This is a genomic window from Desulfoplanes sp. (assembly GCF_054921335.1).
The window spans coordinates 59092-69634 of the sequence record NZ_JBUDSQ010000009.1 but is presented as its reverse complement, the minus strand read 5'-3'; the positions used below and the strand labels follow the sequence as shown (position 1 = coordinate 69634).

Here is a 10543-nt window from a genome sequence, read left to right as displayed (position 1 = left end):
ATTTAAGAGATTTAAGAAATTTTAGAAATTTAAGAAATTTTAGAAATTTAAGAGATTTAAGAAATTTTAGAAATTTTAGAGATTTTAGAGATTTTAGAGATTTAAAAAATTTGAGATGGTTGAGAGATTGAAGAGGCAAAGCGGCGAAAATTCGGCTTCAAGAGTGATGATATTTTTTCAGAAATTCTCAGGGATTTTGTCGTCAATTTCTAAAATTTCTTAAATTGCTAAAATAAAACAAATTTTATGTTATGAAAATAATTTGATCGCCTTCAAAAAAAATATCTGTCTCCAGAGTGATGCATGCGCTAGGGGTACTGACTCAACTACGTACAAACCAAGGAGATGATATGCAATCGGCTTTTCTGGAAGGTTTCGGGGTGGGAGGCGGTCTGATCGTGGCCATTGGGGCGCAGAACGCTTTTGTCCTGAGCCAGGGGGTGCGCCGGAATTTTCATTATCTGGTCGCGGGGATCTGTTGTGTATGCGATGTCGTTCTCATCAGCCTGGGCGTTGTGGGCGTTGGAGCGGCAGCCCTTGCCCGGCCGGAGCTTGCCAGCTGGATGGCTTGGCTGGGAAGTCTCTTTCTGCTCTGGTGCGGGTGGCGTGCCTTCAGATCGGCCCTGCGTGGCGGTCAGATGGATATGGCCCGAGCCCGCCGGTTGACTCTGAAGGGAGCCGTTGCGACCACCCTTGCCGTGACCCTGCTCAATCCCCACACGTATCTGGACACCATGCTTTTCCTGGGGGGGATCAGTACCCAGTTTGCGGGAACGGGTCGGTACCTCTTCGGGCTGGGAGCGATCACGGCCTCGTTTTTCTGGTTTTTCAGCCTGAGTTTCGGCGGGCAGTTTCTGGCCCCCCTGTTCAGAAAGCCCATGACATGGCGGTTTCTCGACGGATTCGTCTGCCTGACCATGTGGGGGATCGCCGCAACCATGATCACCAGGCAGCTGACGCCGACCATGCCTTTGCCGTAATCGTCGATGTTTTCCCGCACCCTGCGGCGGTACGGATTCAGGAAGATGTCGTGTCCTCCCGGTTGACCTTGAACGGGACCGAGTCCCGAACATGGATGTCCATCTGGGGGAAGGAAATCTCGATGTCCGCCGTGGCAAAGGCCGCGTTGACCTGCTCGTGCAGCTCCGAGAGCGTGGACAGGGAAAAATCGATGTGATCGACCCAGACCCGAAGGACGAAATCCAGAGAACTGGCCCCAAATGCCTTGAACAGGACCGTGGGGGGAGGATCGGTAAGCACGTGAGGATGGGCCCCGGCCACGTCCATGAGGGTGGTCTTGACCCGTTCGATATCTGAGCCATAGGCCACCCCGATCGGAAGATCCCGGCGCAGCCGGCAGTCCCCCCGGTGGGTCCAGTTGGTCAGCCTGCCGGAGATGAGTTCGGAGTTGGGGACAAAGATGATCGAATTGTCGAAAGTCTGGATCTCCGTGTTCCGGATGTTTATCTTGCGCACGCTCCCCCAGAGTTGGTCGAGCTGGATGATGTCCCCGGCCTGGATGGTCCGTCCGAAAAGCAGGATCAGACCGCTGATGAAGTTGTTGATCAGGTTCTGGAGACCGAAACCGATACCCACGGAGAGACCACCGGCGATGACCGCCAGGGAGGTCAGCCTGATGCCCATGATGTTCACGGCGATGATCCCGCTGACAATCCATATGGCGTACCCCCCGGTGGTCCGCAACGATGCGAGGATGCCGGGATCGATCTTGGACCACCGGAAGTATTTCTGGTCCAGGATTGATCCCCAGATGTTCCCAAAGGCATGGGTCAGATAGAAGAGGACGATGATAACGGCGATGCGGAAAAAATTGAGGGAATAGTCGCCCCAGCTCAGGTTCAGCGTTGAAATCCGTTTGAACACGAAGTCGCTTCCCAGGTGCATGGCCAACCAGCCGAGAACGGCTGAAAGCCCGAGGATCCAGATCAGGGGGGATCCGAAACCCATGACAACCCCCTTGAGTACGGTCGTGCCCAGAGTCGGGGGGAACCGTTCCACCCCGGCCCGCAAGAGTCCTGTCGCCACGACAACGACCTGGAGCATGAGTGCTGCCAATGCCCATACCTGGGCCATGAGCAGGGAGAGCTGCAATAGTCCGAAAAAAGCGAGGATGAACAGGGTCAGATAGACGAACGGGGTTGTCCTGGCGAGGATTCTTTCCAGCAACAACGGCGTGTCATGCCTATGGACCATGGTCCTCCAGCCCAGTCCCAGCAGCCCCATCCATACCAGGGTGGAAAAAGGGTGCGGAAGACCGATCAACTGGAGGACTGCGGCACCGGCGTATAGAAGGAACACGGACCGTAGGGGGGAGGGGCCCTGTCCCGGTTCTTTGAACAGTCTGCCTGCCCAGGCCATACGCATGGTTCCATAGAAAAGGCTCAAATGGACAAGGGTCAATTGCAGGGATGTCTGGCGGTACCCAGCGGTCAAAAAGGTTCCCAGGAGGGCCAGGGCCAGGGACATCCACAACCAGGGGACACGGACGGTCACCGGCCGGGTGGTCGGAGTGATCTGTTCCCATACCCGGGACCGGCGCAGGCCGATGGCCGTGGTTGCAACCAGAAGGAGCCAGTAGACGACGACCTTGCCCGTCCAATCGATCCATTCCGCAGTGGAAGAGGGGAGTTGGATACGTAGGAAGGTGGGTATGTCGGCGATCCAGTCCCTGAGGTCTGCGGGCGCGTTCTGCCATAATTCCGGGGAGAGAACATGCCCCTGGGAAGAAAAAAGGAGCCGTTTCCAGAATCCTGGAAGGGCCTTTTCAATGGACTCGAGTGTATTCTGCGCCCGTCCATCAAAATCCTTGGCCTTTCCGAGTCCCTTGGCGACCCTGGTCTGTTGGCTTTTGAGAATCCTGCCGCTCCGGGTCAGGGCGCGTTTGATGTTCGTCAGCCTTTCCTTCAAGGACGGGGGCAGCTCTTCGGTCCATGGGTGGTCCGTCTCTGCGGCCAGCAGACCGATCTGTTCATGGCGTCTGTTCAATTCCTGCAGCAGTTGTTCGGCCGGGTCCAGGATGGTCTGGATCTTTTTGCTCAGCCCCCGCAGATCCTGCAGAATCCCTCGGGTCTCGTACGGTCTTCCCCGGACAATCCTGGCCATTCCCTTGATCTTGCGCAGTTCCTGCTCGAGTTTTTCTTGGTTGTCTGCCAGGTCGCTCAGGGTGGTTTCGACCTGTGCCGTGGTCTCTTTCCGGGAATCGATGATCTCCTGGATCTCCCCCAATGTCACATCGAAATAATTGGAAAACCGCGTTTCTGCGGCACTCGTGTCCTGTGTCGTATTCTGGGCGGAGGATGTTCCGGGGACCGCCACCGGGGCGAACAGGATGGCCACCAGAACGGTAAGCATCCAGAAACGGAGGGGGAGAGGATGTACAGGGCTCATGGTCATGGGGATGTTTTTTGTCATGGGGGCGATGGGGGATAGAGGAGCTATGGGACCGGCCCGTCAGCTGGCGTCGATCCGGGGACCGTGCCTGTTGATTCCAGACGTGACCGGATACCGGTACGGACCATGGTGTGTCCCATGCCGGGCAATCGGTCTGGATCCCGGGGCGCCATTGACGAGTGCGCGGTCAGTCGGTCCTAAATGGTTCCGGCGTCCGTCCTGTCGCCATCTCCCGGCGTTGTGGCCTCTTGTGGGGCGGGGGGACGGTTCCGTTTGCGGCGGCGTTTTGCCGTGCCGTTTGATTCTGCCAACTCTGCCAGCTCGGCAAGTCTGTCGTCAACGGCCGCATAGATGGAGTTTTTGGAGAATCCACCATTTTTGAGCCGTTTGCCGGGTTTAGTGCCGGTGAGTATCTGCATGGCCTCTTCAATAGTCTTGACCGCGTAGATGTGGAACATCTTTTCTTCCACCGCCCGGGTGACCTCTTGGCCGAGCATGAGGTGGCCTTTGTTGTCCCAGGGGATGAGCACTCCCTGGTCTCCGGTCAACCCCCTGCGTTTGCAGACGTTGAAAAATCCTTCGATTTTACGGGTCACCTCCCCCACGGCCAGGATCGCACCGGACTGGCTCAACGCCCCGGTAAAGGCCAGGTTGAGCCGGATGGGGATATTCGCCAGTGAGGAGAGCAGGGTGGCCAGCTCGGCCCCGGAGGCCGAATCACCGTCCACCTGGGCGTAACTCTGCTCGAAACACAGGCTGCCCGTGAGCACCAGCGGCCTGTCCTGGGCGAAGAGTTCCAGCAGGTAGTTCTTGAGGATCATCATTCCCTTGGTATGGATCGGTCCTCCCAGTTCGGCTTCACGCTCGAGATCAAGGATTCCACCATGCCCAACCCCCACGGTGCAGGAGATTTCGTGGGGAAGTCCTAGAACATAGTCGCCTATTTGGGACACGGACAAGCCATTGGCCCGTCCAACGGCCGTCCCTTCGGTTCTGACCTTTATCACGGTCCGGTCGTATTCGTGGAGGAACTCCTCTTCGTAGAGGTTGAGCCGGTACTCGCTTTCCTGGAGGGCCTCGTCGACCAGGTCGCGTGAGACCTTGGAGCCGTTGCGCATGGCCCGGAGAGCGTCCGCCTCGATCATGACCTCGCGCATCAGGGAAAATTGCAGGGAAAGCTTGCCCTGATCCTGGGCCAACCTGGAGGAGTGGTCAACCAGCCGGGCCAGTGCCTCCCGAGTGAAGGGTGCGAGACCACTCTCCTCGACGATCTGGTACAGGGCCTGCACATACGCCCCAAGGGTCTGTTCGCTCCGGACGGCGGTTTCCTGGATATGGGCCTTGAGTTTGAAGTATTTGCGGAAACGGTCCTCCTGTTCCAAAAGGACATCATACATCTCGTCATCCCCGATGAGGATGATCTTTACCCCCATGGGGATGGGTTCCGGCTCGATGGTCTTGGTCCGGACGAGGTCGTAGTGGTCGGTGGGGTCTTCGATCCGCAGTCGCCTTGAACGCAGACAGCGCAGTAATCCCTCCCACGAAACCGGATGGGCCAGCAGGTCGTTGATATACAGGATGAGATACCCCCCGTTGGCCCGGTGGACGCTCCCGGACTTTATCAGGGAGAAGTCCGTGTAATAGGTTCCCCACTCGGTCTCCCGTTCGATGCAGCCCAGGAGGTTGAAGAATCCGGGATTGTTTTCCATGATGACGGGTGCCCCCGTCAGATCGCCGTTGTCCACAAAGAGGTTGATCTCATAGCGGCGGAAGAATTGTTCTGCGCCACTGGGAAAATCCTGGGGTCCCTCAGGTGGGGAGGGTCTGTCGGATTCCCGGAATTTTTCCAGATTTTCTTCGATGTCCCTGGTCAGTTCTTCGAGATACGCGCTCACCGCTGGGGTGGACGCAAAGGAGCCGAGGAGATCCGCAAGGGCATGGTCGGCTACCGATCGGGCGATCTCCCTGTCCAGCGACCTTTCCTTTTCCTTGAACTCCTGCTCCTCACGGTTGATCTGTCGGGAGAGGGCCACAACCGTATCCATGATGGCCGAACTCTGCTTTTTGAGCCGGTTGCGTTGGTATCTGTCCAGCCGCTCGTATTCGTCGGTGGAAAGAACCTTGCCCTCCACAAGGGGGTACAGGGACAATGAGCCGTCCTCGTCGGTGTTCAGGCTGAATCCCTGGGCGTTGGCCTTGGCCTCCATGTCGTCGAGGAGCCCCTCGCGTTTGAGATTGTACGCATTTATCAGCCCGTCGTGGCGCGTGACGTAGGATTCGTGTTCGAATTTGGCGGGCAGGTCCTTACGGATGTTTTTTATGGCCTGGGCCAACCCCTGTTTGAGGACACGGCCTTGTCCCGGAGGGAGGGCAAGGGATGAGGGATTGTCCTGGTCTGAAAAATTGTATGTGTACACCCGGTCCGGGGGGACTGGAGCCTGGGCCGCCAGGGGAACGAGGAATTTCTGGAGCAAATAGTTGCGGCCCAGGCCGGGCTCCCCGGCCAAATATATATTGTACTCAGGGGTGTTCACATGGAGACCGAGTCGCAGGGCGTGCAGGGCCCGGGGTTGGAAGGGGGCCAGGCCCACGGGGGCATTCGAGGGAGATGGGAGTTTACGCGGATTGAGACGGGTGGTCAGCTGCCCGGGCCGCAGGGCAAACGATCGCTTTGGCATACAATTCCTTATGGAGATCCCCGAAGATTGCTTGACAAGGCCGCTTTTCAGGGAAAGAAAGGGCCCGCCGTGATGAAAGACGGTCCTTGGGATCCGTCACCAAGGGGTGCGGGGCTTATAAGGATTGCACCCGTGGGTGGCAAGTCGGACCCGAAGATGCCGGTTTTTTGAGGTATCATCCCTGGATGACGAAATATTTTTTCCGGAACCCCATGGTGTGCGGATGGAAAAAAATGGATAAAATTACGGATCATGCGTTGACTTGTTCGTGGCCTCTGTGGTAGCTCTGCGCATCTTGTGAATGTTTGCGCGATCTCTGCGCGGCCCAAATTCCGATCCCTTCAGGTGGGAGCCATGCTCTTTAAGAAGAAGGATAGTAAGGACAGGAAATACTTCGAGACGCTCGGGAATATGAGCGTGGTCGGAATCCACCTGGTGACCTGTACCTTTGTGGGGTTCGCCCTGGGATATTTTCTGGACAAGTGGCTGGGGACAAAGCCCTGGTGCTTGTTCATCTTTCTCTTTTTCGGGATCGCTGCAGGATTCAAGAACATGTATTTGGAAGTCAAAAAACTTCAGGGGCAGGATGAAGGCATTGGGAAGCATGACGGCGGTTGTTGACCGCTATCTCTACCAGCATGGGTTCAGGATCGAAGGGGTCCGATGGCTGGTCCGCAATCAGATTGTGCTCACCGTGCTGGCCGTTTTTCTTCTCCCCCTGTGTTTCCTGGGGGGCTGGCCTGTTGATCTCCTGGCCGGTGCGGTCATCGGGACGCTTAATTTCTATGCCCTGGCCAAGGTGATCCAGGGGTTGGTTTTTCTCCGTCAGGGCTCGGTGCAATTGCTGCTTTTCGGCTTTTATGCCCGTCTTGGCTTGACCGGTGTGGCCTTGTACGTACTCATCGCCTGGTGTGGAGCCTCGGTTGTGGCTTTGTTGGTGGGGTTGTCACTGGTGTTGGTAAATATCTTGATGTATGGCGCGAAGTATTTTGTAGGGCAAAAATTGAAGGAGGCGTAGGACGATGTCGGCTAATCTGCATCCGATTTTTCTCGTAGAAGAGGCGGTCAAACTTGTTGCACCTTTCCTGGTGGACGCGCATGGGCATCTGTTGATCCCCAATAATGTCCTGTATGCGTGGACAATCATGGCCGGACTGTTTTTCGTTGGCTGGTTGGCCAGCAAGAAGATCTCAATGGTTCCGGGAGGGGTTCAGAATTTTTTTGAATTCCTTATCGGTTCGCTGGAGGATTTCGTCGTGGCCAACATGGGTGAAAACGGCCGGAAGGTTTTTCCGGTCCTGTGTACCCTGTTCATCTTTATTCTTTGTTGTAATATTGCCGGTATGCTGCCCGGTGGTGATGCCCCCACGGCTAACGTGAACACGAATGCCGCCATGGCCGTTTTCGTCTTCCTGTATTATAATTTCTGGGGCTTTAAGCTCCACGGGTTCAAGTACATCAAGCATTTTATGGGCCCCTTCTGGTGGCTGGCACCCCTGATGTTCCCCATCGAGGTCATCAGTCATTTCGCCCGCCCCCTCTCCCTGACCCTCAGGCTTTTTGGGAACATCCGCGGTGAGGATATCGTCCTGGCTCTGTTGTTCATCCTCGCGCCCATCGTCTCCACGCTGCCCATGTGTTTTCTCTTCCTGCTGGCCGACTGTATCCAGGCGTTCGTCTTCTTCATGCTCAGCCTGGTCTACCTGCAGGGTGCCTTTTCCGAGGCCCACTAATCCGGGGAAATGGTCGTTTCGACCACAATTATATAACATTGTTTGGAGGAAAGTATCATGCGTAAAGGTTTTATGGTTGTTCTGAGCACAATTGCTATGGTTGCAGTTTCTGGTGTCGCTTTTGCCGCTGACGTCGCTCCCGCCGTCATCTCCATGACCTCTCTGGCCACCGCTCTTGGTATGGCACTCGCCGCTGCCGGTTGTGGTATCGGTCAGGGTCTCGGTCTCAAGGCCGCCTGTGAAGGCACCGCCCGCAACCCCGAAGCTTCCGGTAAGATCACCGTGACCATGCTCGTCGGTCTGGCCATGATCGAATCTCTGGCCATCTACGCCCTGGTTGTCAACCTGATCCTGCTCTTCGCCAATCCTTTCATCGGCTAGTTCGGATCTGTCGGTTCAGAAGAAGGGGAGGCTTGTTCTCGGGCCTCCCCTTCCCGTCTAGGGGATTGTTAAAAATTTCACGTATGATGTAATGGGTATATCAGAGTGAAGAGTTCTCGCATACCACGGGCCACCATTCAGCGATTGGCCTCCTATGTCCAGATTCTGGAAACCCTGAGCCAGGAGGGGGAGAAGGTTGTCTCCTCTGAGGGGCTGGCCCGGGCCTGTGGGGTCAACCCTTCACAGATACGCAAGGATCTGGCGTACTTTGGCGAATTCGGGGTGCGCGGGGTTGGCTATTATGTGCAGGATCTGCTCACGGCCATCAAGCAGTCCCTGGGCATCGACCGTGTGTGGAATGTGGCCCTGGTCGGGGTCGGTAATCTTGGACGGGCCCTGCTGCGGCATAAGATCCTCAGGAAGCGCGGTTTCATGCTCGTCGGGGCCTTTGACTGCGATCCATTCAAAATCGGTGAAGAAGTCGCCGGTCTCGAGGTCTATAGCTCCAAGCGGCTCCAGGAGCTTGCCCTGGAACTCGACGTAGAGATCGGAGTGATCACTACCCCGCCCAAGCGTGCCCAGCGTGCGGCCAACTATCTCGTGGAGGCCGGGGTGAAGGGGATTGTCAATTTTGCTCCTGTCCGTCTCAACGTCCCCGACAACGTCGCTGTCGAATATGTCGATTTCATCCACCACCTCTTTTCCGTGGCCTTCAATATATCCATCAATCTTTCCAAAGGCCTGATCTGATTTCGGATCGTTTTGTCGGGCCTTTCTCTCTCCCCGGTGGTCCCCTGGACGGTTCTCAGGTGTTTCCGCACTGGTGTGTGCTTTTGTGCTTGCCATTTAGGAGGCCATGAGCTATTAACCCCGTTTCCTAGAATAACGGAGGTAATCAATGAAAGAAAAAATCCATCCCAAGACGTATACAACAAAGGTCAGCTGCCATTGTGGCTTTGAGTTCGATACGGAATCGACCGTTGGTGAGACCATCGAGGTTGAAATCTGCTCGCACTGCCATCCCTTTTATACCGGGGAACAGAGGTTTGTGGATACGGCCGGACGTATTGACCGTTTCCGTAAGAAATACGCCAAGTTTGTCAACAAGGACGCCTCGTAGGGCGCGTCTTTTCCCATCCCAAACGACCATCCGTTCGCCTCTGGAGCATGTGCCCCAGCGCGGAGGGATGGTCGTTTGGGTATGGTTGCGCTACCACGACCCGCTCCAGCCATTTCTGGTAGGTCCACTTGTTCAAAGGGAACTGAAATGATCGGTAAACTCGAAGATATCGAACGTAAATTCAGGGAGATCGAGCGTGAGCTCAGTTCTCCGGATGTTTTTGCGGACAAGGACCGGTACGCCAAGCTCACTAAACGGCATGCCGAACTTTCCGACATCGTTTCGGCCTTTGACGCGTACAAGCAGATCCGGACGCAGCTGGAAGAAAACAATGGGATGCTCAAGGATTCCGACGCGGAGATCCGCGAGCTCGCGGCCATGGAGCAGGAAGAGCTCCGCCAACGGTTCCAGGATATCGAAACCCGGCTCCAGTCCCTCTTGACCCCCAAGGACCCCCTGGATTCAAAGAATATTATTCTCGAAATCCGGGCCGGAACCGGAGGGGAGGAGGCCGCGCTGTTCGCTGCCGATCTTTTCAGGATGTACAGCAGGTATGCCGAGATCATGGGCTGGAAGGTCGAACTCATGGACGCCAATGAAACCGGATCGGGGGGATTCAAGGAAGTGGTCGCGGCGATCAGCGGAAAGCGGGTATACAGCCGGCTCAAGTTTGAGTCAGGCACCCACCGGGTCCAGCGGGTTCCCTCGACGGAGTCCCAGGGCAGGGTCCACACCTCCGCAGTGACCGTGGCCGTCCTTCCAGAGGCCGAAGAGGTCGAAGTGGAAATCCGCCAGGAAGATCTCCGCATCGATGTCTACCGGGCATCTGGTCCCGGGGGGCAGTGCGTCAACACGACGGATTCCGCCGTGCGTATCACCCATATACCCACGGGGCTGGTTGTTACCTGCCAGGACCAGAAATCACAAATCAAGAACAAGGCCAAGGCCATGACCGTTCTCAGGGCCCGCCTGTTCCAGCAGGCCCAGGAAGCGCAGCAGGATGAGTACAATTCCCAGCGCAAATCCCAGGTTGGCAGTGGTGACCGGTCGGAGCGTATCCGGACATACAATTTTCCCCAGGGCAGGGTCACGGACCACCGGATCAATCTGACCCTGTATAATCTCGACCATGTCATGCAGGGGAATCTGGACGGGGTTTTTGATCCCCTGATCCAGCACTACCAGACCCAGGCAATGCAGCAGGACGTCCAGGCCTAGAT

The 10543-nt window shown here is 56.3% G+C and carries 10 protein-coding genes; 8 read left to right on the top strand and 2 right to left on the bottom strand.

What is annotated here, in order from left to right:
- Positions 1-350 precede the first annotated feature (350 nt).
- Positions 351-980: a LysE/ArgO family amino acid transporter gene (locus ACY692_RS03640; protein WP_462323974.1), complete on the top strand. Its 630-nt coding sequence runs from the start codon at positions 351-353 to the stop codon at positions 978-980.
- Positions 981-1017: 37 nt separating this feature from the next.
- Here ACY692_RS03640 and ACY692_RS03635 read toward each other — a convergent pair whose 3' ends face one another.
- Together ACY692_RS03635 and ACY692_RS03630 are read right to left on the bottom strand one after the other, a co-directional pair.
- A complete protein-coding gene (locus tag ACY692_RS03635; protein WP_462323973.1) occupies positions 1018-3432 on the bottom strand; it encodes a mechanosensitive ion channel family protein in 2415 nt (804 codons plus the stop codon).
- Positions 3433-3608: 176 nt separating this feature from the next.
- A complete protein-coding gene (locus ACY692_RS03630) occupies positions 3609-6089 on the bottom strand; it encodes a Lon protease family protein (RefSeq protein WP_462323972.1) in 2481 nt (826 codons plus the stop codon).
- Positions 6090-6443: 354 nt separating this feature from the next.
- Between ACY692_RS03630 and ACY692_RS03625 the strand changes: the two genes are divergently transcribed.
- The 7 genes from ACY692_RS03625 (at position 6444) to prfA (ending at position 10541) form a co-directional block, all read left to right on the top strand.
- The gene (locus ACY692_RS03625; RefSeq protein ID WP_462323971.1) at positions 6444-6710 is read left to right on the top strand and encodes an AtpZ/AtpI family protein; all 267 of its coding nucleotides are present in this window, start codon (positions 6444-6446) and stop codon (positions 6708-6710) included.
- Positions 6694-7107 (top strand): ATP synthase subunit I, encoded by a 414-nt coding sequence (locus ACY692_RS03620; protein ID WP_462323970.1) that lies wholly within the window; start codon positions 6694-6696, stop codon positions 7105-7107. Before ACY692_RS03625 ends, ACY692_RS03620 begins: the two co-directional genes overlap by 17 nt.
- Before the next feature lie 4 nt (positions 7108-7111).
- On the top strand, positions 7112-7822 hold the full coding sequence (atpB, locus tag ACY692_RS03615; protein WP_462323969.1) for a F0F1 ATP synthase subunit A: 711 nt from the start codon (positions 7112-7114) through the stop codon (positions 7820-7822).
- 57 nt (positions 7823-7879) lie between these two features.
- Complete coding sequence (gene atpE, locus ACY692_RS03610; RefSeq protein WP_462323968.1) at positions 7880-8203, top strand: ATP synthase F0 subunit C; 324 nt, start codon at positions 7880-7882, stop codon at positions 8201-8203.
- Positions 8204-8308: 105 nt separating this feature from the next.
- Positions 8309-8953 carry a redox-sensing transcriptional repressor Rex gene (locus tag ACY692_RS03605; RefSeq protein WP_462323967.1) on the top strand — a complete coding sequence of 215 codons (645 nt, stop codon included), beginning with the start codon at positions 8309-8311 and terminating at the stop codon, positions 8951-8953.
- Positions 8954-9101: 148 nt separating this feature from the next.
- A complete protein-coding gene (gene rpmE / locus ACY692_RS03600) occupies positions 9102-9323 on the top strand; it encodes a 50S ribosomal protein L31 (RefSeq protein WP_462323966.1) in 222 nt (73 codons plus the stop codon).
- Between the two features lie 147 nt (positions 9324-9470).
- Positions 9471-10541, top strand: coding sequence for a peptide chain release factor 1 (prfA, locus tag ACY692_RS03595; RefSeq protein WP_462323965.1), 1071 nt, complete (start codon positions 9471-9473; stop codon positions 10539-10541).
- Positions 10542-10543 lie beyond the last annotated feature (2 nt).

Coding starts and splice junctions, on each gene's coding strand:
- ACY692_RS03640 (WP_462323974.1), top strand. CDS start 351: ATGCAATCGGCTTTTCTGGAAGGTTTCGGGGTGGGAGGCGGTCTGATC.
- ACY692_RS03635 (WP_462323973.1), bottom strand. CDS start 3,432: ATGACAAAAAACATCCCCATGACCATGAGCCCTGTACATCCTCTCCCC.
- ACY692_RS03630 (WP_462323972.1), bottom strand. CDS start 6,089: ATGCCAAAGCGATCGTTTGCCCTGCGGCCCGGGCAGCTGACCACCCGT.
- ACY692_RS03625 (WP_462323971.1), top strand. CDS start 6,444: ATGCTCTTTAAGAAGAAGGATAGTAAGGACAGGAAATACTTCGAGACG.
- ACY692_RS03620 (WP_462323970.1), top strand. CDS start 6,694: ATGACGGCGGTTGTTGACCGCTATCTCTACCAGCATGGGTTCAGGATC.
- atpB (WP_462323969.1), top strand. CDS start 7,112: ATGTCGGCTAATCTGCATCCGATTTTTCTCGTAGAAGAGGCGGTCAAA.
- atpE (WP_462323968.1), top strand. CDS start 7,880: ATGCGTAAAGGTTTTATGGTTGTTCTGAGCACAATTGCTATGGTTGCA.
- rpmE (WP_462323966.1), top strand. CDS start 9,102: ATGAAAGAAAAAATCCATCCCAAGACGTATACAACAAAGGTCAGCTGC.
- prfA (WP_462323965.1), top strand. CDS start 9,471: ATGATCGGTAAACTCGAAGATATCGAACGTAAATTCAGGGAGATCGAG.